Here is a 25773-nt window from a genome sequence, read left to right on the forward strand (position 1 = left end):
GGAATTCGAACAATGGACCTGGCCAACCTCAGCGCCTTCATTGCCATTGCCGAGACCGGCAGCTTCTCCGGGGCCGGCGAACGCCTGCACCTGACTCAACCGGCCATCAGCAAGCGCATTGCCGGGCTGGAGCAACAGCTGGACGTACGCCTGTTCGATCGCCTGGGCCGCGAGGTGACCTTGACCGAAGCCGGCCGCGCCCTGCTGCCACGCGCCTATCAGATCCTCAACGTCCTCGATGATACCCGACGTGCGCTGACCAACCTGACCGGGCAGGTGAGTGGTCGCCTGACCCTCGCCACCAGCCATCACATTGGCCTGCACCGCCTGCCCCCGCTGCTGCGGGCATTCACCCGCCAGCACCCGGCCGTTGCGCTGGATATCCAGTTCCTCGATTCAGAAGCGGCCTATGACGAGGTTCTGCACGGGCGCGCCGAGATAGCGGTCATCACCCTGGCGCCAGAGCCCCATCACCTGATCAAGGCCATCCCCGTCTGGGACGACGCACTGGACTTCGTCGCCGCCCCCGAGCACCCGCTGGCCAGCAATACCCAGGTCAGCCTGGCTGACGTTGCCCGCCATCCGGCGGTATTCCCCGGCGGCAATACCTTCACCCACCACATCGTCCAGCGCCTGTTCGAAAGCCAGGGCCTGGCCCCGAACATCGCCATGAGCACCAACTACCTGGAAACCATCAAGATGATGGTCTCGATCGGCCTGGCCTGGAGCGTGCTCCCGCGCACCATGCTCGACGATCAGGTTGCACCCATCGCTTTACCCGGCATACAGCTGTCACGCCAGCTAGGCTACATATTGCATACCGAGCGAACGCTATCGAACGCCGCCAGGGCCTTCATGGCCCTGCTCGACAGTCACGCAGGGGCCGCCTGACCGGTCGTCAGGCCTGCACTTCCAACCCAGGGACGCGTCAAACGCCAAAGGTCTGGTATCCATGCCCAAATCAGCAAACCGCTTTCCGCGCCTGCCGCGCATCCCTGCGGCCGACCCCCAGGAGTCGGAACTGGCCTGGCAGAACGCTCCGCAATTGCTGGCTGCGCTCAATGGTGCCCGCCTGGGCGCCTGGCTGTGGGACATCGACAGTGGCAGGGTCAGCTGGTCGCGCGGCACCCAGGCACTGTTCGGTTTCGATCCGCAGCGCCCCTTGCCCAACGACATCGACTACCTGGACCTGTTGCCGGAAGAAGATCGCGCCCGCACACGCCAACTGTTCCAGGCAGTGGTCAACGGTGAACCGGCCGAGAAAGCCATGCGCCACCGCATCCGCTGGCCGGATGGCAGCCTGCACTGGCTGGAAATCAACGGCAGCCTGACCCATGATCGCCAGGGCCGGCCTCAGATGATCGGGGTAATCCGCGAGATAACCCGCCAGCGCGAGCGGGAAACCGCCCTGATCAACTCGGAGAAACGCTTTGCCACCCTGTTCCACCTGAGCCCCAACGCAATTCTGCTCACCCGCCACCACGACGGCATGATTTTTGAAGTCAACCAGCATTTCGAAGACATGTTCGGCTGGCCCGGTGACCAAGTGATCGGCAAGACCACCCTGGAGCTGGGCCTCTGGGCAACCCCGGAGCAGCGCCACCTGGTACTGGATGCGACCCGTGCCAGCGGCGGCCCGGCCATCTTGGAAGTGCAGTTGCGCGCCAGCAGCGGCAAGATCCACGACGGCATCCTGTGCGCCCAGGGCATCGAACTGGAAGGGGTGACGTTCCTGCTCAGCACCTTCGTCGACACGTCCGAGCGCAAACGCGCCGAGCAAGCGCTCAAGGATAGCCAGGAACGCCTTGACCTGGCCCTGGACTCGGCGCAACTGGGCACCTGGGACTGGCACATACCCAGCGGCATGCTCTATGGCTCGGCCCGTGCCGCACAATTGCACGGGCTGGACCCGATACCCTTTCACGAATCGTTCGACGCATTTTTCGAAGGCGTGCCCCAGGACGAACGCGATGGCATGCGCCAGGCTTACCGCAGCCTGCGTGAAGGCCCAGAAGGCAACTACCAGATAACCTACCGGGTGCAACTGGAAAACGGCGCTTCACGCTACATCGAAAGCCGCGCTCGCCTGTACCGCGACGAGCACGGCAACCCGTTGCGCATGGCTGGCACCCTTCTGGACATCACCGAGCAGGTCGAGCGCGAACTGCGCCTTAGCGCCTCGGAAGAGAAGTTCGCCAGCCTTTTCCAGGTCAGCCCCGACCCGATCTGCGTAACCCGCCAGGACACTGGCCAGTTCATCGAGATCAACCCGGCCTTCACCCAAACCTTTGGCTGGAGCGCCGAACAGGTGATCGGCCGCACCGCCGAACAGATCGGCCTGTGGGCCGAGTCGATCGAACGCGCCCACCGCATCGAACGGGTTATCCGCGAACAGGCCCTGAGCAATGTCGCCGTGGTGGTCAACCACCGCAACGGCTCACCACTGACCTGTGTGATTTCCAGCCGGCTGGTCAGCGTCGACAACCAGCCCTGCAGCGTCACGACCCTGCGCGATATAACCCAGCAGCAACGGGCCGAAGCGGCGCTCAAGTCCAGTGAAGAGAAGTTCGCCAAGGCATTTCACTCCAGCCCGGACGCCATCACCATCACCGAGCGCCACAGCGGTCGCTATGTGGAAGTCAACGATGGCTTCTGCCGGCTGACCGGCTACAGCACCGCCGAAGTGATCGGCCGCAGCGTCTATGAGCTGGGTATCTGGGCCGACGACAAGCAGCGCAACGCGTTGCTGGTGGAGCTGAAGGAGCGTGGCCGGGTACACCACCGGGAGATGCTCGGGCGCAACAAGCGTGGCGACATTCTCACTGTAGAAGTATCGGTTGAGCCGATCAGCCTCAACGAGGCCGATTGCCTGTTACTCACCGCACGCGATGTCAGCCAGTTGAAGAATGCCCAGGCACAGATCCGCCACCTGGCCTACCACGACCCGCTGACCAACCTGCCCAACCGCGCCTTGCTGATGGACCGCCTGAGCCAACAGATCGCCCTGCTGCGCCGGCACAACCTGCGCGGCGCCCTGCTGTTCCTCGACCTCGACCATTTCAAGCACATCAACGACTCCCTCGGCCACCCGGTGGGCGACACGGTGCTGAAGATCATCACCGCCCGCCTGGAAGCCAGTGTGCGCCTGGAAGACACGGTGGCACGCCTGGGTGGTGATGAATTCGTGGTACTGCTCAGTGGCCTGGAAGGCAGCCGCGAAGCGGTGGAGAACAAGGTTCGGGAGCTGGCCGATACCCTGCGCGAACTGCTGGCCGAACCCATGTCGCTGGACGGCCAGCGTCTGCAGGTAACCCCAAGCATTGGCGTGGCACTGATCCCCGACCACGGCACCACCCCCGCCGACCTGCTCAAACGCGCCGATATCGCCCTGTACCGCGCCAAGGACTCAGGGCGCAACACCACCCAGCTGTTCCATACCACCATGCAGAAGGCCGCCAGCGAGCGCCTGCGCATGGAAAGCGACCTGCGCCTGGCCCTGGCACGGGGCGAGCTGGCCTTGCACTTTCAGCCCCAGGTGGATGCCCGCGACAACCGCATTGTCGGGGCCGAGGTACTGTTGCGCTGGCATCACCCGCAATTGGGCCAGCAACCGCCGGCTCAGTTCATCCAGGTGCTGGAGGAAAGCGGCCTGATCCTGGAAGTTGGCAGCTGGATACTCGACGAAGCCTGCGACGCTTGTTCGCGCATGCTCGCAGACGGGTTGATCGATGCCGATGATTTCAGCCTGTGCGTGAACATCAGCCCCCGGCAGTTCCGCCAGAACGACTTCGTCCAACGGGTGCTGCGCAGCCTGGACGACTACCGTCTGCCGCGGCACATGCTCAAGCTGGAAATCACCGAGGGCATCGTGATCCAGAACCTGGAAGACACCATCAGCAAGATGCGCGAGCTCAAACGCTATGGGGTGAGCTTCGCCATGGATGATTTCGGTACGGGCTATTCCTCGCTGACCTACCTCAAGCGCTTGCCGGTGGACGCGCTGAAGATCGACCAGACCTTCGTGCGCGACGCCCCGCAAGACTCCAACGACGCCGAGATTGTCCGCGCCATCGTCGCCATGGCGCGCAGCCTTGACCTGGCGGTGATCGCCGAAGGCGTGGAGCTGACAGAGCAACTGGAATTTCTGGAGCGGCTGGGGTGCCACCTGTACCAGGGTTACCTGCACAGCCGGCCGCTGCCGCTACCGGAGTTCCGGCAGATGCTGCTGGAGGCCCCCGCCGATTTCTGAGCAAGGAAAAAAGGATTTGGGGCCGCCAGGCGGCCCAATGCAGGAAAGCCGGCTCCCACAGGGTAGGAGCCGGCTTGCCGGCGATGGGCTGCGTAGCAGCCCTGATAACGCCGCCAGCCTCAGTTGAGTGCTGGTTTGTCACCATTGATCGGGATGCGCTTGGCCTTGGCTTCTTCCGGCACAATGCGCAGCAAGTCAATGCTGAGCAGCCCATTGGCGAGGCCTGCCGATTTGACCTCGATATGGTCCGCCAGGCGGAACGACAGCTTGAACGCGCGCTGGGCGATGCCCTGGTGCAGGTAAGTCACTTCTGCGGCGCCGTTTTCGCGTTTGCCGCCGATCACGGTCAGGACGCCTTTCTCGACCTGAAGGTCGAGGTCCTGCTCCTGGAAACCGGCTGCGGCAACGACGATGCGATAGTGGTCATCGCCATGCTTTTCAACGTTGTAGGGAGGGTAGCTGCTACCCGCCTCGTTACGTGCCGCAGACTCGAACAGGTCGTTGAAACGGTCGAAGCCAACGGAATGGCGGAACAGAGGTGCAAGAGAGAAAGCGGTAGTCATGGTCATAAACTCCTGAGATTCAGCAAGTAAAGTCACTACGCGACCCGGCTTCGGCATCGCGTACTGAATAAATAGGGCTCAGGAGATGGCTTTCAAGGGGCAAAAACAAAAAATTTTGCGGTGGCTTTACCGGCCCCAGGCAGAACTGATCACGCGACACATTCCTCGAATGCCTGCACTTCAACGCCCAGTAACCGGCTGATCCGCTGGCAATCATCTTCCCTGCGCAGCTCGGCAAACAGCAGCACCGCCTCGGGGTAGCTACGCGTCAGCATCGCCAACCACTGCTTCATCCGCCCCGGTGCGTAGCGCGGCGACAGCTTGGCCTGGGCCTGGCGCCAGAACTCGCGCAGCAAAGGCAACAACGCCTCCCAACTCATCGGCTGGTACTCACGCCCGTCCCGCGCAGCCGCAATCTGCAAGGCCAGGTCCGGCCGCGACACCAGCCCCCGCCCGAGCATGATGTCCTCGGCGCCGCTCACCTCGCGGCAACGCCGCCAGTCGTCCACGGTCCAGATCTCACCGTTGGCGAACACCGGCACCTTCACCACATCCTGCACCCGCGCCACCCACTCCCAGTGCGCTGGCGGCTTATAGCCCTCGACTTTGGTGCGTGCATGTACCACCAGGTGCGCCGAGCCGCCCTCAGCCAGCGCGGTCGCACAATCGAGCGCACCGTCCGGGGTATCGAAGCCAAGGCGCATCTTGGAGGTGACCGGGATGTGCGCCGGCACTGCGCGCCGCACTTCACGCACGATGGCGTGCAGCAGTTCGGGCTCCTTGAGCAGCACTGCGCCGCCGCGTGACTTGTTCACGGTCTTGGCCGGGCAACCGAAATTAAGGTCAATCACCGGCGCCCCCAGCTCACAGGCCAGCGCAGCGTTTTCGGCCAGGCAGACGGGGTCCGAGCCCAGCAACTGCACACGCATGGGTACACCGGCAGCCGTGCGCGCGCCCTGACGCAGTTCAGGTGCGAGCTTGTCGAAGGAAGAAGCAGGCAACAGGCGGTCGCACACGCGGATGAACTCGGTGACGCACCAATCGATGCCGCCCACTCGGGTCAGAACGTCGCGCAGGATGTTGTCGACCAGCCCCTCCATAGGGGCCAGGGCAATTTGCATTTCGAGGTCTCGGCGGGAAAAGCCGGCAGTCTACCAAAAAATGCCGGGTATTCAGGCGCCGATCAGCGCAGGACCGTACCCGTCGATGAACTCCGCCGGCATGCGCCTGGGTTTGCCACTGGACAACTCGATGCAGGCAAAGGTGGTCTGCGCGCGCAGCAGCGTCACACCGTCACGCGGGCGCTTGAGCTGGAAGCGCCGGGACATGCGCAGGCGCTGATCCCAATCGATGATCCAGGTTGCCAGTTGCAACTCGTCATCTTCGTAGGCTGCAGCGAGGTAGTCGATTTCATGGCGCACCACCGCCATGGCCCGGTCCAGGCGCCGGTATTCGGCCAGGTCCAGCCCCAGGCGCTGGGAGTGGCGCCAGGCGCAACGCTCCAGCCACGTGACGTAGACCGCGTTATTGGCGTGCCCGAGGCCGTCGATGTCCTCGCTGCCGACGCGCAGGTCGATGATGAATGGCGTTGCCAGGTCCCAACTCATGCCCGCTCCCAATGTCAGTGAACGGGCAGAGTGTATCGGATGTTCAAGCGCTTTGCCGGGCGGGCGCACTGACACGCGCCAGTAATTCGAGCACCGCCTCGCTCACGCGCGGGTCGGCGAGCACGCGCTGGTGGCCACCCTCCTCCAGCCGCAGCAGGCGGCTGTCGAACCAGGCCTTGTGGATGATCTCGGCCTCACCGGCGGGCACCAAGGCATCATCGGCGGCATGCACGACCAGCCCTGGCAGCTCCAACTGGTAACCACTGACATCCAGGCGGTTGATCTGCATGCCGACGTCCTGTTCGACCTTGCGGATGAACGCGGCCCTGGCTCGCGCCGGCAGGCCAAGGTGGCGGGCGAAGCCGCGCAGCACACCAAGCAGCTGGGCCGGCGCTGCAATACTCACCGCAGCCTCGGCCCGAAGCCCCATCTGCAGTGCCAGCAAGACACTGGCACCGCCCATGGAATGGCCTATCACGGCACGCAACGGCGGCAGTTCGGCGGCAGCCTCCAGCAGCGCACGGGCAAACAGCACCACGTGCGCTTGCTGCCCAGGCGAACAGCCATGGGCCGGCCCCTCCAGAGAGACCACGGTATGCCCGGCCTTTACCAGGGTTTCGATCAACGCGGCAAACTGGGTCGCACGCCCTTCCCAGCCGTGCATCAGCAACACGGTCGGGCCTTGCCCCCAACGCAATGCCGACAGCCCGAAGCGCAGGGTGATGCGCTCGGCGCTCGCCAGCAATGGCAACTCCCACTGCCTTGGCGGCAGGTTGCGCGGGGTCATGAAGGCCCGGCGCATCTTGCCGGCCACATGCTCGGGGGCCAGACGCCCCAGGGTGCCATTCACGCCGCGAATCCAGCTCAGGGTAGTCATCGCCTTGCTCCAGGGTCAGAAGCTTAGATAACCGCCGATTTGGCGGCACGCAGGATGCGGTCAGAAAGCTCGCCCGTGCCCAAGGCACGCGCCAGGGCCAGGCCGCCTATCATCAGGGCCAGATCAGCCAGGGCCTTGTCGGCATCTTCAGGGCGGTCAACCATCGCCGCCGTCATCAATTCGATGTGCTCGGCCAGTACCTCGCGAAACACGTCTGGCAGGCGCTGCATCTCGCCGATCGAATTGGGCAGCGGGCAGGCATGCACCTGCGCATCGCGGTGCTTGCGCGACAGGTAGAACGCGCTCACCAGCGCCCGCCGCCCTTCCCCGTCCAGGCTCGGGTCAACGTGAGCCAGCAGGGCCCTGCGCTCGCTGAGCAATTGGCGAAATGCCTCGAGCATGAGCTGGTCCTTGCTGTCGAAGTGCGCATAGAAGCCTCCCACAGTAAGCCCTGCAGCACCCATGACCTGGCTGACGCTTGGCTCGGCGGGGCCGTGCTGGATCAACGCGCTTCGCGCAGCCTCAAGGATCCGCTCGCGGGTCTTGGTCTTCTTGTCGCTCATGGCCGGCTCACGATCAGAATATGATGATCGAAATATTATTCTCATAATATTTTTTGGCAAGCAGAATCGACCACCGCCTGTCGGTGCACATTTTTCAGGGAGGGAAAAAACAAAAGGCCCATTCAATAATCGAATGAGCCTTTAAAGTCCCGCAAAACGCGGGTAAAAATGGCGTCCCCTAGGGGACTCGAACCCCTGTTACCGCCGTGAAAGGGCGGTGTCCTAGGCCACTAGACGAAGGGGACATAACCTTCGCGAAGATCCGCTGCTGCGAACCCTGGCTAAATTGGTGGAGCTAAGCGGGATCGAACCGCTGACCTCCTGCATGCCATGCAGGCGCTCTCCCAGCTGAGCTATAGCCCCGAAAACAAAAGGCTCATCCAATATGCGAATGAGCCTCTTTAAGTCCCGCAAAACGCGGGTAAAGTGGCGTCCCCTAGGGGACTCGAACCCCTGTTACCGCCGTGAAAGGGCGGTGTCCTAGGCCACTAGACGAAGGGGACGTAACCTTCGCGAAGATTCGCTGCTGCGAACCCTGGCTAAATTGGTGGAGCTAAGCGGGATCGAACCGCTGACCTCCTGCATGCCATGCAGGCGCTCTCCCAGCTGAGCTATAGCCCCGGATTTCTAGCCTCTCGGCCCAGCGACGCATTGAACATCGCTTGTGCAAAACTGGCGTCCCCTAGGGGACTCGAACCCCTGTTACCGCCGTGAAAGGGCGGTGTCCTAGGCCACTAGACGAAGGGGACGAACCTTCTTACCTTCAAGACCCGGTTGCTGGACCCGGTCTTGCTTATCAGCCGAAGCTGTTAAGCGGAATTTGGTGGAGCTAAGCGGGATCGAACCGCTGACCTCCTGCATGCCATGCAGGCGCTCTCCCAGCTGAGCTATAGCCCCACAATGTCGCTTTGAACTGAATCACCGGCTGGGTGCCTGGCGCTTCGTTTCGTTCATCGCTGTGGACGGGGCGCATATTAAGTTCGGATTGCAGGGCTGTCAAACGAAATTTTGAAAATATCCAAAAGTTTTTTCACAGATAACAACCACTTACCACCCTGCCCTGATTTGCGCACTCTGCTTTTGAGCACTTGAACCATTGCCAGCGGCATAGCCCGCTGGCAATGGCCCCGCGTCAAAGCCGCATCAAGCGATGTTGGCCAGCAGCTTTTCCCACTCTTTGTTTTCTTTCTTCGACACACCACCGAGCAGGTCCAGGGCTTGGCGCAGGCGATAGCGGGTAAGGTCAGGGCCGAGGATCTCCATGGCATCGAGCACCGACACCGAGCTGGCCTGGCCGGTGATGGCGGCGAACATCAGCGGCATGGCGTCACGCAGCTTCAGCTCCAGCGCTTCGACCACTGCCTGGATGCAGCCGGTGATACGCTCTTTTTCCCACTGGCGAAGGCTTTCCAGTTTCCACAGGATCAACTGCATCACCTGGCGCACCTGGTCGGCGGAGAGTTTCTTGCTTTCGAACAGTTTGGCGTCGAGCTTGAGCGCGCCCTCGAAGAAGAAACCACCCAGCGGAGCAACCTGGCTGAAGGTTTCGACCCGCCCCTGCACGTGCGGGGCGATTTTCATCATGTAGTCGCTGTTGAACGCCCACTTCTGCACGCGCGCGGCGAATTCTTCCACCGGCAGTTCGCGCAGCCACTGGCCGTTGAGCCACGACAGCTTCTCGATGTCGAAGATCGGGCCGCCCAGAGAGATACGCGACAGGTCGAAGTGCTCGACCATTTCGGCCAGGGAGAACTTCTCGCGCTCGTCCGGCATCGACCAGCCCATGCGGCCGAGGTAGTTGAGCATGGCCTCAGGCATGAAGCCCATGCGCTCGTAGAAGGTCACCGAGGTCGGGTTCTTGCGCTTGGAGAGCTTGCTCTTGTCCGGGTTGCGCAGCAGCGGCATGTAGCACAGCTTGGGCTGCTCCCAACCGAAGTATTCGTACAGCTTGATCAGCTTGGGTGCCGATGGCAGCCACTCTTCACCGCGCAGTACGTGGGTGATGCCCATCAGGTGGTCGTCGACCACGTTGGCCAGGAAGTAGGTCGGCAGGCCGTCGTTCTTCATCAGCACCTGCATGTCCATGCGGTCCCATGGGATCTCGACATCGCCACGGAGCATGTCCGGAACCACGCAGATACCTTCGCTCGGTACCTTCATGCGGATCACATGGGGCTCGCCAGCGGCCAGGCGGCGCTGCACTTGCTCGTCGCTCAGCAGCAACGCGCGGCCATCGTAGCGCGGGGTTTCGCCACGGGCCATCTGCTCGGCGCGCATCTGCTCCAGCTCTTCGGCGGTGCAGAAGCAGTAGAACGCATGGCCGGCATCGACCAGTTGCTTGGCGTACTGGGCGTAGATCTCGCCGCGCTCGCTCTGCCGGTACGGGCCGTGCGGGCCGCCCACATCCGGGCCTTCGTTCCATTCGATGCCAAGCCAGCGCAGGGCGTCGAAGATCTGCTGCTCCGACTCGCGGGTCGAGCGCAACTGGTCGGTGTCCTCGATGCGCAGGATGAACTCACCGCCATGCTGCTTGGCGAAGCAGTAGTTGAACAGGGCGATGTAGGCGGTGCCGACATGGGGGTCGCCCGTGGGCGATGGCGCGATACGCGTGCGTACGGTGGTCATGGAGGGTCTCGAACGAAAGATGAAACAAAGGCACGATGTTAGCAGGGTGCGGGCACCGCGCTCCAGCGCGGGAGGTGGGTTATTGGGCTATCGGACGCCTGGAGACCGCCAAACATCATGCCGCTCCCCAAGGACCGAACCAGGCTTCAACTGGTAATCAACCGCTCGCGCAGCTTGGTAATCTCGTCGCGCAACTGCGCCGCCGCCTCGAATTCCAGGTCGCGGGCAAACTGCATCATTTTCTCTTCCAGTTGCTTGATGCGCTTGGTGATCTCGCCCGGCGTGCGCAGTTCGGCCTCGTAACGGGCGCTCTCCTCGGCGGCCTTGGCCATGCCCTTGCGCTTCTTGCTACGCGACCCCGGCACGGTGGCGCCTTCCATGATATCGGTGATGTCCTTGACCACGCCCTTGGGCACGATGCCATTGGCCTGGTTGAAAGCGATCTGCTTCTCGCGGCGGCGCTCGGTTTCATCGATAGCACGCTGCATGGAGCCGGTTATCTGATCGGCATAGAGAATCGCGCGGCCATTGAGGTTGCGCGCGGCACGCCCGATGGTCTGGATGAGCGAGCGCTCGGAGCGCAGGAACCCTTCCTTGTCGGCGTCCAGGATCGCCACCAGTGACACCTCGGGCATGTCCAGGCCCTCGCGCAGCAGGTTGATGCCCACCAATACATCAAAAGTGCCCAGGCGCAGGTCACGGATGATTTCGACCCGTTCCACGGTATCGATGTCCGAGTGCAGGTAGCGCACCCGCACATCGTGATCGGCCAGGTAGTCGGAGAGATCCTCAGCCATGCGCTTGGTCAACGTGGTGGCCAGCACCCGCTCGCCCAGCGCCACGCGCTTGTGGATTTCCGACAGCAGGTCGTCGACCTGGGTCAGCGCCGGACGCACCTCGACCTGCGGGTCGACCAACCCGGTCGGGCGCACCACCTGCTCGACCACCCGCCCGGCGTGCTCGGCTTCGTAAGGCCCGGGCGTTGCCGAGACAAAGATGGTCTGCGGGCTGACCGACTCCCACTCATCGAAGCGCATCGGCCGGTTGTCCAGCGCCGATGGCAGGCGAAAGCCGTACTCGACCAGCGTTTCCTTGCGCGAGCGGTCGCCCTTGTACATCGCCCCGACCTGCGGAACGCTGACGTGGGATTCGTCGATCACCAGCAGCGCATCGTCCGGCAGGTAGTCGTAGAGGGTGGGCGGCGGTGCACCGGCCGGGCGCCCGGACAGGTAGCGCGAGTAGTTCTCGATGCCGTTGCAGTAACCCAGTTCGAGAATCATCTCCAGGTCGAACCGGGTACGCTGCTCCAGGCGCTGGGCTTCGACCAGTTTGTTGGCCTTGTGCAGGTACTCGAGGCGGTCCTTGAGTTCATCCTTGATCCCTTCCACCGCCTCCAGCAGGGTTTCCCGCGGGGTAACGTAATGGCTCTTGGGGTAGAAGGTGAAACGCGGCAACTTACGGAAGACTTCCCCGGTGAGCGGGTCGAACGCAGCGATGTTCTCCACCTCGTCGTCGAACAGCTCGATGCGGATGGCTTCGAGGTCCGATTCAGCCGGGAAGATATCGATGACGTCGCCGCGTACCCGGAAGGTGGCACGGGCAAAGTCCATCTCGTTGCGCGTGTACTGCAGATCGGCCAGGCGGCGCAACAGTGCACGCTGGTCAAGCTTGTCGCCGCGGTCGACGTGCAGGACCATCTTCAGGTAGGTCTCGGGGCTGCCCAGGCCGTAGATGCACGAAACCGTGGTGACGATGATCGCATCGCGACGCTCCAGCAGCGCCTTGGTCGCAGACAGCCGCATCTGCTCGATATGATCGTTGATCGAAGCGTCCTTCTCGATGAAGGTGTCCGAGGAAGGCACGTAGGCTTCGGGCTGATAATAGTCGTAATAGGAAACGAAATACTCGACGGCGTTGTTCGGGAAGAACGCCTTGAACTCGCCATACAACTGCGCGGCGAGCGTCTTGTTGGGCGCCAGCACCAAGGTCGGGCGCTGCACCTGCGCAATGACGTTGGCAACGCTGAAGGTCTTGCCCGAGCCGGTCACACCGAGCAGGGTCTGGTGCGACAGGCCTGCCTCGATGCCCTCTACCATCTGGCGGATAGCCTCGGGCTGGTCGCCGGCCGGCTGAAAACGGGTGACGAGCTGGAACTCGGACATGTCGGACCTCGCGGTAACGCAGCAACTGTAAATTTAGCCAGTAGTCTATACCCAAATGCGCCCGCCTGGGGCCGCATTCAAGGCGGCGGTGTGAACGCTCACTGCGGTGGACCGGGCAATTCGACCAATGGTTGAAAAAAATTTGCGCAAATAGCCGGAAAAGCTGCGCCACACTGTCGCAGTGACCGGTCGGTATCACTATACTGACTCCCCGTTTGTGCACCGCTTCAGTGCATTCGGCTGGAGCGTGTACGCCCTATCACTCTCCATTCAGAGCCAAGGTAACAATGAGCCTGTTTTCCGCTGTCGAGCTGGCACCCCGCGACCCCATTCTGGGCCTCAACGAAGCATTCAACGCCGATCCCCGTACCGACAAGGTCAACCTGGGTGTGGGCGTGTACTGCAATGAGGAAGGCCGCATTCCGCTGCTGCGCGCCGTGATCGAAGCCGAAACCCAGCGTGCCGCCCAGCACGCTTCGCGTGGCTACCTGCCGATCGACGGCATCGCCACCTACGACCAGGCCGTGCAGAAACTGATCTTCGGCGCCGAGTCGCCACTGCTGGCCGCTGGCCGCGTGGTTACCGTGCAGGCCGTTGGCGGTACCGGTGCACTGAAGATCGGCGCCGACTTCCTCAAGCGCCTGTCGCCCAATGCCGTGGTCGCCATCAGCGACCCGAGCTGGGAAAACCACCGCGCCCTGTTTGAAACGGCCGGCTTCCCGGTACAGAACTACCGCTACTACGACGCCCCGAGCAACGACGTCAACCGCGCCGGCATGCTCGAAGACCTGAACAACCTGCCGCCTGGCTCGATCATTGTCCTGCACGCCTGCTGCCACAACCCGACAGGCGTCGACCTGGGCCTGGACGACTGGAAAAACGTTCTGGAAGTGGTCAAGGCCAAGGGCCACGTACCGTTCCTCGACATGGCCTACCAGGGCTTTGGCGAGGGCATCGGCGAAGACGCCTTCGCCGTGCGCCTGTTCGCCGAGTCGGGCCTGGACTTCTTCGTTTCCAGTTCGTTCTCCAAGTCGTTCTCGCTGTACGGCGAGCGCGTTGGCGCACTGTCGATCGTGACCGGCAACAAAGACGAAAGCACCCGCGTGCTGTCGCAGGTCAAGCGCGTGATCCGCACCACCTACTCCAACCCGCCGACCCACGGCGCAACCATCGTTGCCACCGTACTCAACAGCGCCGAACTGCGCCAGATGTGGGAAGCCGAGCTGGGTGAAATGCGCCAGCGCATCCACGGCATGCGCAAGCAGATGGTCGAACTGCTGGCCGAATACGGCGCCAAGCGCGACTTCAGCTTCGTTGGCCGCCAAGCGGGCATGTTCTCCTATTCGGGCCTGACGGTAGAGCAAGTGGCACGCCTGAAGAACGAGTTCGGCATCTATGCACTGGACACAGGCCGTATCGCCGTGGCCGCACTCAACCAGAGCAACATCCACGTGGTCACCAAGGCCATCGTAGAAGTGCTGTAACTGCTTGATTTGGCTGGCTGATTCGCAGGGGGCGGGTTGACTTGCCCCTGGCAATCGGTAAGATATGCGCAGATTCCGCGATAGCTCAGTCGGTAGAGCAAATGACTGTTAATCATTGGGTCCCTGGTTCGAGTCCAGGTCGCGGAGCCAAATACCAAAAACCTCCAGATGCGCAAGCACTGGAGGTTTTTTTATTGCTACGCCGAGGTATTCAGCAGTTGCGCCCGATGGGATAGAACTGCCCATGGCTCCAGACGCCCAGCCATTGCTCGCCATCGATCTCACGAGGCACCGCCAGCTCGACCAACTGGTAGAACACATTGCGATGGATCAACGCCTCTAGATTGTTGCGCATCAGCACATAAGGCGAAGGCTCCTGAGTGACAGGGTCAACCTCTACCCGCAGCGGATTGCGCGGCCCGGCCTCTACCTGATCCTCGACGTTGCTGGTAAAACTCAGCACCTGCTGCTCGCCCGTGCCCCGCACATCCAGCGCAACGGCAACGAACGGCGCATCGTCGACCCGAATACCCACTTTCTCTACCGGCGTGACCAGGAAGTAGTCGTCGCCATCCCGGCGGATGATGGTAGAAAACAAGCGCACCATCGGCTTGCGCCCGATCGGCGTACCCAGGTAGTACCAGGTACCATCACGGGCAATACGCATATCGATATCGCCACAGAAGTCCGGATTCCACAGATGCACCGGCGGCAGGCCCTTGTGCTTGGGTAACTGCGCCAGAAGATCATTGGCCTTGCCGGAATCTGTCATCACCCTGCCCTCACTCACTCATGCCCAGAAGGCTACGAGCGTACTCGCGCATCGGCGCTGCGAGCAAATCCTGCGGAGCATTGTCGTGGAACGTCAACAAACCGCCACGGCTTTTGATTCGCGCAGTGTCGATGAGGTAGCGGGTACTGGTTTCGATCAGCATCATCTGCACCACACCGGTGTCCCAGCCCAGGCGGTCGACAGCCTGCTCGTCATACCACTCATCGCCATTGCCGATACGGTCGTCGGTGCGGGCAAAACGGGTATACAGCACATAGTCGGCGCCGACCGAGCGGGCCTCGGCGATGGCCTCTTCGAGGCCCAGCGGGCCCTGGGCGCGCCGTACCAGCGGGAAATACTCGACGAAGCTCTTGAAGGCCTCCTCGGCAACCACGTTCTGCTTCGGTACTGGCCCTTTGCTTGGCGGCATGAAGGCGCCCTGGCCGATGAAGATGAACGAATCGGGCTGCAGGCGAATCGACAGCGTGCGGCGTGTGTCGCTGTGATCCAGCAGGCCGGCATCGCTCATGTGGTAACGGACGCCCTCGCCCATATCGCTGACATTCATGCAGCCGCCCAGCGCCATAAGCGCCAGCAGCAAGACCAGGCTACGCATCTTTCCTCCAGTGACCGGCGACGAAAAACCGGCGAATAGCCGGCGGATGCAGCTTTTGCGCCAGATCAGCCGCCAATCACCTTCATCACCATCACGTCACCGGAAAACGCCAGCGCCTGTTTGTCGGCCAACGCCTTGACCAGCAACCGCTGCAGGGCTGGGAGCGCCTGATGACGGGGCTGCTCCAGCAGATCGCCGACAAAGTGACGGTTGCTCGACGACAGGCACCCGTGCAGCCAGCCGGTAGATGACAGGCGCAGGCGCGAGCAGCTCCGACAGAACGGTACGCTCTCGTTGGCGATCACGCCGAAATGGCCCCTGCCCGGCACCTGGTAACGCAGCGCAGTGGCATCCAGCGGCGCATCGGCCCTCTCAAAAGCATGCGCGTGGCCAATCAGATCCAGCAGTTGGTCGAGCCCCACGAACTGCTGCAGGAATGCGTTGTGATCACGGGCCAGATGGCCCATGCGCATCAGTTCGATGAAACGCAGTTCGAAACCTCGGGCCAGGCAGTAGTCGAGCATGGGTACAACCTGGTCCAGGTTCTGCCCACGCATGGGTACCATGTTGACCTTGATCTGCATGCCCCTGGCACTGGCCTGCTGCATGCCCGCGAGAACGCTGGCCAGGTCGCCACCACGGGCGATGCGCCGAAATGCCTGGGGGTCGAGCGTATCGAGGGACACATTCAGACGACGGATGCCGGCCGCCTGCAACTGCGGCAACTTGCGCCCGAGCAACTGACCATTGGTAGTCAGGGTGATGTCCTGGAGCTCGAGCTTGGCCACTGCAGCCAAAAAAGCATCCAGCCTGGGGCTGACCAGTGGCTCACCGCCGGTAATACGCAGGCGCTCTATACCGGCTGCCTCGATCAGATAGGCCACCCCGCGGGCCAGCGCCTCGGCGGACAGCTCATCCTGCGCCGCAACCAGGCGTTTGCCGTTGGGCACGCAGTAGCTGCAGGCATAGTTGCAGGCAGCCGTCAGGCTGACGCGCAGGTTGCGAAAACGCCTGCCTTGACGATCGACAATCATGAATGACTCCGGCATGGATGAAACGGGGCCGGCAAAACCTGACTCAAAATTCAGGTTTTTGCAAGCCCCCGTTCCACACCGGATTCAACCGCCCGGGACGGAGCGCTTCAGTTCGCGGGTTCCGGGTCACGCTTGCGCTTGTTGCCCATGCGCACGCCGATGTCCATGAGGAACTGGAAGAAACCTTCCTGGTCCTCGAGCACATTGCTCCAGAATGGCGAGTGGTAGAGCGCCACGGCACCGTGCACCAAGGCCCAGGCGGCGCAGTAATGGAAGTATGGCGGCACGTCTTCGAGCTTGCCTTCGCTGATGCGGCCCTTGATCAGCTGGGTCAGCCGGTCGAAGTTGGAGGCACGGATGCTGTGCAGCTCCTCGACCATCTCCGGCACCTGGTTGCCCTTGACCACCTTTTCTTCCAGGCGATCGAACAACCGGTAACGCTGCGGGTCGCGCATGCGGAACTCGAAATAGGCGCGCGACAGCGCCTCCTTGTCGCGGTCGACATCGGCCGAATGCAACAGCGCATTCAGGTCACGCTCGTAGTCGAGCATCAGGCGCAGGTAGATCTCCGCCTTGGACTTGAAGTGCTTGTAGATCGTACCTTTGCCGATACCTACAGCGTCAGCGATCATCTCGACGGTGACACTGTCTTCACCCTGTTCGAGAAACAGCTTGAGCGCAGTATCGAGGATTTCCTGTTCGCGACGGCGAAACTCACGGACCTTACGAGGTTCTTTCTGCATGGGAAGGACTGGATGACATTGAAGCGGTTTATTATGCCTAACTTGCAGCAAATTGCACGGATCATCCAACCATGTCTATGTTTCACGATGAGTTTGACCAGGCTCCGGGGCTGCGCTACCTGAACCATGCGGCCATCGCCCCCTGGCCACGCAGGGCCAGCGAAGCCGTGGCGCGCTTTGCGCGGGAAAACGTGAACCTGGGCGCCAGTGACTACCCGGCATGGTTGGCCACCGAGCGACGCCTGCGTGAGCGGCTCGCGCGCCTGCTCAACGCACCCTCACGCGGCGATATCGCGCTGGTCAAGAACACTTCCGAGGCGCTGTCACTGGTAGCTTTCGGCCTGGACTGGCAGCCCGGCGACCAGGTGGTGATCAGCGACGAGGAGTTCCCCTCCAACCGGGTTGTCTGGGAGGCGCTGACCGATCGCGGCGTCGAGGTGGTTCAGGCAAGCCTCGCCGGGGCCGATCCGGAGGCTTCGCTACTGGCGGCCTGCAACCGGCGCACACGCCTGCTGGCGGTCAGCGCCGTGCAGTTCGGCAGCGGCCTGCGCCTGGACCTGACGCGCCTGGGCCAGGGGTGCCGGGCACGCAAGGTACTGTTCTGCGTCGATGCCATTCAGCAAATTGGCGCCCTGCCTTTCGACGTGCAGCGCTATGAGTGTGATTTCGCCATGGCTGACGGGCACAAATGGATGCTGGGCCCTGAAGGCCTGGGGGTATTTTACTGCAGGGCCGCGCTGCGCCCGCAGCTAAGGCTCAACGCCTATGGCTGGCACATGCTGGATAATATGGGTGACTTCGAACGCCGCCAGTGGCAGCCCGCCCGCAGCGCACGGCGGTTCGAATGCGGCAGCCCGAACATGCTCGGCGCCTGCGCGCTGGAGGCCAGCCTGTCGCTGCTCGAGGAAGTCGGCATGGACGAAGTTGCCCGGCAATTGCAGCAACGTGTCGAGCAGTTGCACCAAGGGCTGGCGGGTATTTCCGGGGTCCAGTTGCACAGCCCGGATAGCCCGGCGCGACGGGGTGGAATCGTCACATTCAGTATTTGCGGCCAGAACAGCGCAGACATTCATCGCAGCCTGACCGCAGAGCGGACAATCTGTGCCCTACGAGGCCCAGGTGTGCGCTTTTCGCCGCACTTCTATACCAGTGAGCGGCTTATCGACGAAGCTGTGCAGCAAGTACGGCGCCTGGCCATGCGCTGAGGAAGGAAGCGGGCCCGGGCGTATTCCAAATCTGTTTAAAAAACGAACAATTGGCACTGGCACTGCGCCAAACCTGACCAATACTTGAAGTGTTGGCGCGGCGCATCCCCCCCAGTGGCGCGTCGATAAAGGTGCTCACGGACCGCGTACCTTTGTTTTACTCCTAATGGTCTTAACCCGGATTCCTCCCCCAGAACCCGGGTTTTTTTTGCCTCAATGGCGCAGCTGGGGCCACGGGCAGATTTGCAGCGCCCTTGAGAGTCAGCGCCCGGCTCAGGCCACCCGGGCCAAAGGGAACAACCGCTTGAAGTTGTCGGTGGTCTGCCCGGCCAACTGCTCATAGCTGACGCCGCGCAAGGAAGCCACGTACTCGGCCACCTCACGCACATACTGCGGCAGGTTCGGCTTGCCACGGTAAGGAATCGGAGCCAGGTACGGCGAGTCGGTCTCCACCAGCAAGCGATCGACCGGCACCAGTCGCGCCACCTCGCGCAAGGCATCGGCATTGCGGAAGGTGACAATACCGGACAGCGAAATGTAGTAACCCAGGTCCAGGGCCGCCTTGGCCATCTCCCAGTCCTCGGTGAAGCAATGCAGCACGCCAGCCTGCGGCAGGCTGGCCTCACGCAGCAGCGCCAAGGTGTCGGCTTTGGCTGCTCGCGTATGCACGATCACCGGCTTGCCGGTCTGGCGCGACGCCTCCAGGTGCAGGCGGAACGACGCCTGCTGCAGCTCGGCCGCCTCCGGCTCGTAGTGGTAGTCCAACCCGGTTTCACCGATCGCGACGACATGCGGGTGCGCCAGTTCGCGCAGGAGCCATTCCAGCGCTGGGGTCTCGCCGGGGGCCAGGTCAAGCGGGTGCACGCCCACCGAGCAATCGACATCGGCGTACTGCTCGCTCAGCGCCTTCACTGCCCCGGCATTTTCGGCGCTGACACCGATACACAGAAAATGCCCGACCCCGCGCTCGCGGGCCGCCTGCAGGGCGGCATCGAGGGAGCCCTGATGGGCACTGAGGTCAAGACGGTCGAGGTGGCAATGAGAATCTACGAGCATGGGAGACGTCACACATGAAAAAATGAAAAATCAGCGGGAGCCGGGCAACTGCACCCAATGGGCCAACAAGGCTTCCAGCAGCAGCACGCGGTTGAGGTTGGCCTTGCCCAGCACCTTCTGGCGCTGCTCGAGGATCCACGCCTGCACCTCGAGCACCTTGGCCTGCCGGCTCTTCTGCGCAAGGTATTGCACCACCTTGCGCATATCGGCCAAGCCTAGCCCCTCCTCGTCCTGGGTCAATTGATAACGCAGGATCAGGTGCGACCAGTCGAAGAACCAGTCAAACAGCAGCAACAAGGGCACACCACTCCACGCCTCGGCCAGCTGACTGGGTGATTGCTGTTGCTTGAGCAGCTTTTTCACCCCATCGGTCACCAGCGCACGTTGCTCGCGCACACCTTGGGCCTGCAGGTTCACCGCCATCAACGGCGAGCCGGCAGCGAGGGTCAGCAGCTCGTCACGCTCGGCCTCGTCACTGCCGGCCAGCGCAGTGGCCAGCCAGGCCTGGCTCTGGGCAAGGCTCGGCTGCGGGCAGCTGACCTGCTGGCAGCGGCTCTTGATGGTCGGCAACAGGCGGCTGGGCTGGTGGCTGACCAGCAGCAGCACGGTGTCGCCGGAAGGCTCTTCCAGGCTTTTGAGCAGGGCGTTGGACGCATTGACGTTCATCGCCTCGACCGGCTCGATCAGGATGACCTTGCGCCCGCCCAACTGCGCCGTCTGCACGACGAAGGACACCAGTTCGCGCACCTGATCGACCTTGATCGGCTTGTCAGCCTCTTCAGGCTCCAGCACAAAGTTGTCCGGATGGCTGCCCGCCTTGAGCAGCAAGCAGGACTTGCACTGCCCGCAGGCATCAAGCCCCTGTGGCTGCTGGCACAACAAGCGGGCCATCAGGCGCTCGGCCAAGGCGCGCTTGCCGATACCCTGCGGCCCGTGCAGCAGGTAGGCGTGGGCATGCTGCGCACGGCCCGCCAACTGCTGCCACAGCGCCTGCTGCCAAGGGTAGGCTTCAGCCACGGCAACGCTCCAGGATGCCCGGCAACAGCGCGTCAATGGCGCGCTGCACGGCTTCCAGCGGCTGCGCCGCGTCCAGCAGGTCGTAGCGCTGCGGCTCGCGCCGGGCGCGCTGCAGGTAAGCCTGGCGCACGGCCTCGAAGAAGGCCTGGCCCTCCTGCTCGAAACGATCCAGCCGCCCACGGGCAGCAGCACGGGCCAACCCTACTTCCACCGGCAGGTCGAAAACCAGCGTCAGGTCGGGGCGCAGCTCGCCTTGGACAAACTGCTCGAGCACGGCGATCCGCTCTACCGAAAGGCCGCGGCCACCGCCTTGGTAGGCGTAGGTAGCGTCCGTGAAACGATCACATAGCACCACGGCCCCACGCTCCAGCGCCGGGCGGATCACCTGCGCCAGATGCTGAGCGCGCGCGGCGAACACCAACAACAGCTCGGTGTCGGCAGACATCACTTCATCACTCGGTGCCAACAGCAGTTCGCGGACCTTTTCAGCCAGCGGAGTACCGCCAGGCTCGCGGGTGAGCACCACATCCAGCCCCTGCTCTCGCAGGCGTGCCGCCAGGTAATCACGGTTGGTACTTTTGCCCGCGCCTTCGGGGCCTTCCAGGGTAATAAACAAGCCGCTCACAGGCAGTCCTTAATGTTGTTCGTCAGCCGCAGGCGCGTCGGCCGGCGCGGGGTCGCTGGCCGGTGCCGGGTCCTGGGCAGAGGGTTCGCCAGACTCTGGCGACGCTTGGGGAGCGGGGCTTGACCGGTAGTCTGCACGGCGCTTGAGCTGATACTCGCGCACTGCAGAATTGTGATCGTCCAAGTCATCGGAGAACACATGGCTGCCATCACCCCGGGCGACGAAGTACAGGCTGGTGCCATCGGCTGGATGGAGCGCAGCGTGGATCGCCTCTCGCCCGACCATGGCGATCGGCGTGGGCGGCAGGCCAGAGATGGTATAGGTGTTGTATGGCGTTGGCTCACGCAGGTCGGCACGGGTGATTCTGCCGTTGTAGCGTTCGCCCATGCCGTAGATGACCGTAGGGTCTGTCTGCAGCATCATGCCCAGCCGCAGGCGACGAACGAACACCCCGGCAATCTGCCCGCGCTCCTGAGGGATGCCGGTTTCCTTCTCCACCAACGAGGCCATGATCAACGCCTGGTACGGGTCACGATAAGGCAGGTCGGTGGCGCGCTCGGCCCACTCTTTGGCCAGCACTTCGTCCAGCCGCATATAGGCCTGCTGCAGCAGCTCGACGTCACTCATGCCCCGCACGAAACGGTAGGTATCAGGGAAGAACCGGCCCTCCGGAAACACGCCGGTGTGGCCAAGCTTGTCCATGACTTCGGAGTCGGTAAGGCCATCGAGGGTGTGCTTGATCTTCTCGTGCCTGGCGATCGCCGAACGCACCTGGCGGAACGTCCAACCCTCCACCAGGGTCAGGTTGTACTGCACCACATCGGCACGGCGCCAGGCGTCGAACAACGCTTCGACGGTCATGCCCGGCGTGATGCGATATTCGCCGGTTTTCAGGGGTGTGCCGGCCATGTTGAAGCGCCAGTACAGGCGCAACCAGAAGGCGTCATCGAGCAACCCCTCGCCCTCCATGCGGTAGAACATGCGATTGGGGTTGGTGCCACTGGGCACGTCGAGCAGTTGCTCCTGCGTCACGCGCAAGGGCTGCTCCAGCACCGAGTTGACCTTCCAGGCAGACCAGCCCAATGCCAGGCCGGCCAGGATCAAGCCCATTTCCAGCAGCAGCAGGATTTTGCGTCTCACGAATTCAGGTATCCAGTAACGTACGGGCAAAGGCCTGCAGTTTACGGGTGAGCGGGCCCGGCGACCAGTTCAGTGCAGCAAAAGCCCGCACCGGCCAGACCCCATAAACGCTGTTGCAGATGAATACCTCATCGGCCAGCGCAAGCTCGTCGAACGGCAGGTCACGCACCTGCACCGGAATGGCCAGTGCCTGCGCCTGTTCCAGCAACGCACCGCGCATCACCCCTGCCACGCCGCAACGGCTGAGCTCGGCAGTAAGCAACACGCCGCCGCGCACCAGGAAAAGATTGCTGTAAACACCTTCGACCAGCCTGCCTTGCCCATCACACATCAAGCCTTCGGCATGTTCGCTGTCCTGCCATTCGGCACGGGCCAGCACCTGCTCCAGGCGGTTGAGGTGTTTGAGGCCTGCCAGCAACGGTTGTTCCCCAAGCCGGGTCTGGCAAGGGAAAAGACGCACACCGTGTTCGGCATGTTCGGCAGGGTAGCCGGGCAGCGGGCTGCCCAGCAGGATGCGCCGCGGCGCGGCACCTGCCAACGGCGCATAGCCACGCTGGCTGTCGCCCCGGGTGAGGATCAGCTTGGCGACACCGTCACCCAGCTGGCTGGCATAACGCAGGATTTCATCGCGCACCAACGCCAGGTCGGCATCGATTGCCAGGCGCTGGCAGCCCAGGGCCAGACGCGCCAGGTGACCGTCCAGCATGCTGGGGCGGCCACTGCGTACGGCGATGGTCTCGAACAGACCATCGCCGTAGGCCAGGCCACGGTTCTGCAGGTTGACCGCAGTCGCGGGCTGGCCGTCGATCCAGCTGTGCATCAGCCGGCGAACCGGCGGAACACCAGCGAGCCGTTGGTGCCACCAAAGCCGAACGAGTTGGACAGCACTACGTCGATCGGCATGCTGCGCGCCTGATGGGGCACGAAGTCGAGGTCGCAGCCTTCGTCCGGCTCATCGAGGTTGATGGTTGGCGGTGCCATCTGGCTGTTGATCGCCAGCACGCTGAAGATCGCCTCTACAGCGCCCGCAGCCCCCAGCAGGTGACCGGTCATCGACTTGGTCGAGCTGACAGCCAGCTTGTAGGCGTGCTCGCCAAACACGCGCTTGATCGCCGCGACTTCAGCGATATCGCCAGCCGGAGTCGAGGTACCGTGGGCGTTGATGTAGCTGACCTCAGCCGGCTGGATGCCAGCATCACGCAAGGCGTTGGCCATGCAGCGCGCAGCGCCTTCGCCACTGTCGGGTGGCGAAGTCATGTGGTAAGCGTCGCCGCTCATGCCGAAACCAACCAGCTCGGCATAGATGGTCGCACCACGGGCCTGGGCATGCTCCAGCTCTTCGAGCACCAGCGCACCGGCGCCGTCGGAGAGTACAAAACCGTCACGCCCCTTGTCCCACGGGCGGCTGGCACGGGCCGGCTCATCGTTGCGGGTCGACAGTGCGCGAGAAGCACCGAAGCCACCCATGCCCAAGCCGCAAGCGGCCATTTCGGCGCCACCGGCGATCATCACGTCGGCTTCACCGTAGGCGATGTTGCGAGCAGCCATGCCGATGCAGTGGGTGCCAGTGGTGCAGGCAGTGGCAATGGCATAATTGGGGCCCTGCAACCCCAGATGGATCGACAGGAAGCCGGAGATCATGTTGATGATCGAGCCTGGCACGAAGAACGGCGAAATGCGGCGCGGGCCTTGATCGTGCAAGGTGCGGCTGGTTTCTTCGATATTGGTCAGGCCGCCGATCCCAGAGCCCATGGCCACGCCAATGCGCTCGCGGTTGGCGTCGGTGACTTCCAGGCCGGCATTGCGTACCGCCTGGAAACCGGCCGCCAGGCCGTACTGGATGAACAAGTCAAGCTTGCGAGCTTCCTTGGCCGACAGGTACTGCTCGACCTCAAAGCCCTTCACCGAGCCGCCAAAACGGGTGGAGTAGGCAGAAAGGTCCGTATGCTCGATCGGACCGATGCCACTGCGGCCAGCCAGAATGCCCTGCCAGGTGCTCGGTACATCCGTACCCAGTGGCGACAGCATACCCATACCAGTGACCACGACGCGTCTACGCGACACAGTACTCTCCTTTTCTAATAACAGAGTCTCTTGCCATTGCATTCAAGGCAATGGAATGAAATGGCAACAGGCTCTCGAAGCCCGCGGATCATTGCAGGACCTTCGCAAAGAAAAAACCGCACGCCGGCAAAGGCAGTGCGGTTCTTCTCGACAAGAAGCGTCGACTACAGCGTCTTAAGCCTGGTGGGCGTTGACGTAGTCGATGGCAGCTTGAACGGTAGTGATCTTCTCGGCTTCTTCGTCAGGGATTTCGGTCTCGAATTCCTCTTCCAGAGCCATCACCAGCTCAACGGTGTCAAGCGAGTCGGCACCCAGATCATCAACGAAAGAAGATTCGTTCTTGATTTCCTCTTCCTTGACGCCCAGTTGCTCGGCGACGATTTTCTTGACGCGTTCTTCGATGGTGCTCATACCTAGTTTTCACTCCTAATGGATATATGTCAGGCAGCTGGCCGGTGACCAATTTTATAGAAAGACGTTCGCTTTTCAAGCGGAACGCACCTTCGCTTCAGTCACCCTGCCCCCTGCCTGGAATCTGGTTGCAGCTTTATAACGGATTTTAGGCTGGGAGTATGACTCTTTTTTTAAGCAATCCGTCACATTGAGTTGCAGTGTTACATGTACATCCCGCCGTTCACCGGCACGGTAGCGCCGGTGACATAGGCTGCGCCGTCGGATGCCAGGAAGGAAACCACCTTGGCGATTTCTTCGGCCTGACCCAGGCGGCCCAGCGGAATCTGGGTCTGCAGGGCTTCGCGCTGCGCTTCTGGCAATTCGCGGGTCATGTCGGTATCGATGAAGCCTGGGGTCACCGAATTGACGGTGATGCCGCGCGAGCCGACTTCACGCGCCAGGGCGCGGCTGAAGCCTTCCAGGCCGGCCTTGGCGGCCGCATAGTTGGCCTGGCCAGCGTTACCCATGGCACCGACGACCGAGCCGATGCTGATGATACGACCCCAACGCGCCTTGGTCATGCCACGCAGCACGCCCTTGGACAAACGGTAGAGGCTGTTCAGGTTGGTGTCGATCACGTCGAACCACTCGTCGTCCTTCATGCGCAGCATGAGGTTGTCGCGGGTGATGCCAGCGTTGTTGACCAGAATGGCCGGGGCACCGAACTGCTCGCCGATGGCACCCAGTACCGCCTCCACCGACTCGGCGCTGGTGACGTTCAGCTCCATGCCGGTACCGGTGATACCGTGCTCTTTCAGGGTGGCAGCGATGCGCTCGGCACCGGAAGCCGAGGTGGCGGTACCGATCACGGTAGCGCCCTGGCGGCCCAGCTCGAGGGCGATGGCCTGGCCGATACCCCGGCTGGCGCCGGTAACCAGTGCAACTTTACCTTGCAGGCTCATGCAAGCTTCTCCAAAT

At 62.6% G+C, this 25773-nt stretch carries 23 protein-coding genes and 7 tRNA genes; 5 read left to right on the forward strand and 25 right to left on the reverse strand.

Annotated elements, in window-relative coordinates; translation table 11 throughout:
- Positions 1–12 precede the first annotated feature (12 nt).
- Together ACMGGN_RS14335 and ACMGGN_RS14340 are read left to right on the forward strand one after the other, a co-directional pair.
- Entirely contained in the window at positions 13–891 is an 879-nt protein-coding gene (locus tag ACMGGN_RS14335) for a LysR family transcriptional regulator (protein ID WP_012313455.1), read from the forward strand.
- Between the two features lie 61 nt (positions 892–952).
- Positions 953–4249, forward strand: coding sequence for a PAS domain S-box protein (locus ACMGGN_RS14340; protein WP_115275631.1), 3297 nt, complete (start codon positions 953–955; stop codon positions 4247–4249).
- A gap of 119 nt (positions 4250–4368) precedes the next feature.
- Here the strand turns inward: ACMGGN_RS14340 and ACMGGN_RS14345 are convergent, their stop codons facing one another.
- From ACMGGN_RS14345 to uvrB, 13 genes are all read right to left on the reverse strand, one after another.
- Positions 4369–4812: an Hsp20 family protein gene (locus tag ACMGGN_RS14345; protein ID WP_012313453.1), complete on the reverse strand. Its 444-nt coding sequence runs from the start codon at positions 4810–4812 to the stop codon at positions 4369–4371.
- A 149-nt stretch (positions 4813–4961) separates the two neighbouring features.
- Positions 4962–5933 (reverse strand): tRNA dihydrouridine synthase, encoded by a 972-nt coding sequence (locus ACMGGN_RS14350; protein ID WP_046786541.1) that lies wholly within the window; start codon positions 5931–5933, stop codon positions 4962–4964.
- A gap of 51 nt (positions 5934–5984) precedes the next feature.
- A complete protein-coding gene (locus ACMGGN_RS14355; protein WP_046786542.1) occupies positions 5985–6419 on the reverse strand; it encodes an acyl-CoA thioesterase in 435 nt (144 codons plus the stop codon).
- A 43-nt stretch (positions 6420–6462) separates the two neighbouring features.
- Positions 6463–7296, reverse strand: coding sequence for an alpha/beta fold hydrolase (locus ACMGGN_RS14360; RefSeq protein ID WP_119688525.1), 834 nt, complete (start codon positions 7294–7296; stop codon positions 6463–6465).
- A 23-nt stretch (positions 7297–7319) separates the two neighbouring features.
- Positions 7320–7859 (reverse strand): TetR/AcrR family transcriptional regulator, encoded by a 540-nt coding sequence (locus ACMGGN_RS14365; protein WP_115275628.1) that lies wholly within the window; start codon positions 7857–7859, stop codon positions 7320–7322.
- Between the two features lie 169 nt (positions 7860–8028).
- Positions 8029–8104: transfer RNA gene (locus ACMGGN_RS14370), tRNA-Glu, on the reverse strand.
- Positions 8105–8146: 42 nt separating this feature from the next.
- Positions 8147–8222 (reverse strand) — tRNA-Ala (locus tag ACMGGN_RS14375).
- Between the two features lie 64 nt (positions 8223–8286).
- A tRNA-Glu gene (locus tag ACMGGN_RS14380) sits at positions 8287–8362 on the reverse strand.
- Between the two features lie 42 nt (positions 8363–8404).
- A tRNA-Ala gene (locus ACMGGN_RS14385) sits at positions 8405–8480 on the reverse strand.
- A 52-nt stretch (positions 8481–8532) separates the two neighbouring features.
- Positions 8533–8608: transfer RNA gene (locus ACMGGN_RS14390), tRNA-Glu, on the reverse strand.
- Between the two features lie 72 nt (positions 8609–8680).
- Positions 8681–8756 (reverse strand) — tRNA-Ala (locus tag ACMGGN_RS14395).
- Positions 8757–9002: 246 nt separating this feature from the next.
- A complete protein-coding gene (gene gltX, locus ACMGGN_RS14400; RefSeq protein ID WP_119688524.1) occupies positions 9003–10484 on the reverse strand; it encodes a glutamate--tRNA ligase in 1482 nt (493 codons plus the stop codon).
- A 146-nt stretch (positions 10485–10630) separates the two neighbouring features.
- Complete coding sequence (gene uvrB, locus ACMGGN_RS14405; protein ID WP_125924769.1) at positions 10631–12646, reverse strand: excinuclease ABC subunit UvrB; 2016 nt, start codon at positions 12644–12646, stop codon at positions 10631–10633.
- A gap of 287 nt (positions 12647–12933) precedes the next feature.
- On the opposite strand from uvrB, the gene ACMGGN_RS14410 reads away from it, so the two are divergent.
- Positions 12934–14130: an amino acid aminotransferase gene (locus tag ACMGGN_RS14410; protein ID WP_204920476.1), complete on the forward strand. Its 1197-nt coding sequence runs from the start codon at positions 12934–12936 to the stop codon at positions 14128–14130.
- Positions 14131–14204: 74 nt separating this feature from the next.
- Positions 14205–14280, forward strand: a tRNA-Asn gene (locus ACMGGN_RS14415).
- Positions 14281–14341: 61 nt separating this feature from the next.
- On the opposite strand, the gene ACMGGN_RS14420 is transcribed toward ACMGGN_RS14415, so the two are convergent.
- The 4 genes from ACMGGN_RS14420 to ACMGGN_RS14435 form a co-directional block, all read right to left on the reverse strand.
- Positions 14342–14902: a DUF1285 domain-containing protein gene (locus tag ACMGGN_RS14420; RefSeq protein WP_046786547.1), complete on the reverse strand. Its 561-nt coding sequence runs from the start codon at positions 14900–14902 to the stop codon at positions 14342–14344.
- 10 nt (positions 14903–14912) lie between these two features.
- Positions 14913–15518, reverse strand: coding sequence for a DUF4823 domain-containing protein (locus tag ACMGGN_RS14425; protein WP_012313444.1), 606 nt, complete (start codon positions 15516–15518; stop codon positions 14913–14915).
- Between the two features lie 65 nt (positions 15519–15583).
- The gene (locus ACMGGN_RS14430) at positions 15584–16552 is read right to left on the reverse strand and encodes a GTP 3',8-cyclase MoaA (RefSeq protein WP_237859604.1); all 969 of its coding nucleotides are present in this window, start codon (positions 16550–16552) and stop codon (positions 15584–15586) included.
- Positions 16553–16659: 107 nt separating this feature from the next.
- Complete coding sequence (locus tag ACMGGN_RS14435; protein ID WP_046786550.1) at positions 16660–17295, reverse strand: TetR/AcrR family transcriptional regulator; 636 nt, start codon at positions 17293–17295, stop codon at positions 16660–16662.
- A gap of 71 nt (positions 17296–17366) precedes the next feature.
- Here ACMGGN_RS14435 and ACMGGN_RS14440 point away from each other — a divergent pair, with 71 nt between their 5' ends.
- Positions 17367–18500, forward strand: a complete 1134-nt coding sequence (locus tag ACMGGN_RS14440; RefSeq protein WP_204920472.1) for an aminotransferase class V-fold PLP-dependent enzyme — start codon at positions 17367–17369, stop codon at positions 18498–18500.
- A 273-nt stretch (positions 18501–18773) separates the two neighbouring features.
- Here the strand turns inward: ACMGGN_RS14440 and ACMGGN_RS14445 are convergent, their stop codons facing one another.
- The 8 genes from ACMGGN_RS14445 to fabG all read right to left on the reverse strand — a co-directional run bounded on the left by ACMGGN_RS14445 (position 18774) and on the right by fabG (position 25757).
- The gene (locus tag ACMGGN_RS14445) at positions 18774–19556 is read right to left on the reverse strand and encodes a TatD family hydrolase (protein WP_414156051.1); all 783 of its coding nucleotides are present in this window, start codon (positions 19554–19556) and stop codon (positions 18774–18776) included.
- Between the two features lie 30 nt (positions 19557–19586).
- A complete protein-coding gene (locus ACMGGN_RS14450) occupies positions 19587–20573 on the reverse strand; it encodes a DNA polymerase III subunit delta' (RefSeq protein ID WP_046786553.1) in 987 nt (328 codons plus the stop codon).
- Entirely contained in the window at positions 20566–21198 is a 633-nt protein-coding gene (gene tmk, locus ACMGGN_RS14455) for a dTMP kinase (RefSeq protein ID WP_414156052.1), read from the reverse strand. Before tmk ends, ACMGGN_RS14450 begins: the two co-directional genes overlap by 8 nt.
- A 9-nt stretch (positions 21199–21207) precedes the next feature.
- Complete coding sequence (mltG, locus tag ACMGGN_RS14460) at positions 21208–22338, reverse strand: endolytic transglycosylase MltG (RefSeq protein ID WP_046786555.1); 1131 nt, start codon at positions 22336–22338, stop codon at positions 21208–21210.
- Between the two features lie 4 nt (positions 22339–22342).
- Complete coding sequence (pabC, locus tag ACMGGN_RS14465; RefSeq protein ID WP_174141822.1) at positions 22343–23158, reverse strand: aminodeoxychorismate lyase; 816 nt, start codon at positions 23156–23158, stop codon at positions 22343–22345.
- On the reverse strand, positions 23158–24402 hold the full coding sequence (fabF, locus tag ACMGGN_RS14470; protein ID WP_046786557.1) for a beta-ketoacyl-ACP synthase II: 1245 nt from the start codon (positions 24400–24402) through the stop codon (positions 23158–23160). Before fabF ends, pabC begins: the two co-directional genes overlap by 1 nt.
- Positions 24403–24576: 174 nt before the next feature.
- The gene (gene acpP / locus ACMGGN_RS14475) at positions 24577–24813 is read right to left on the reverse strand and encodes an acyl carrier protein (RefSeq protein WP_039603098.1); all 237 of its coding nucleotides are present in this window, start codon (positions 24811–24813) and stop codon (positions 24577–24579) included.
- Positions 24814–25016: 203 nt separating this feature from the next.
- A complete protein-coding gene (fabG, locus tag ACMGGN_RS14480; RefSeq protein WP_008096412.1) occupies positions 25017–25757 on the reverse strand; it encodes a 3-oxoacyl-ACP reductase FabG in 741 nt (246 codons plus the stop codon).
- Between the last annotated feature and the right edge of the window lie 16 nt (positions 25758–25773).

This window comes from Pseudomonas sp. BNK-30, from assembly GCF_047456185.1.
Lineage (GTDB): Bacteria > Pseudomonadota > Gammaproteobacteria > Pseudomonadales > Pseudomonadaceae > Aquipseudomonas > Aquipseudomonas putida_E.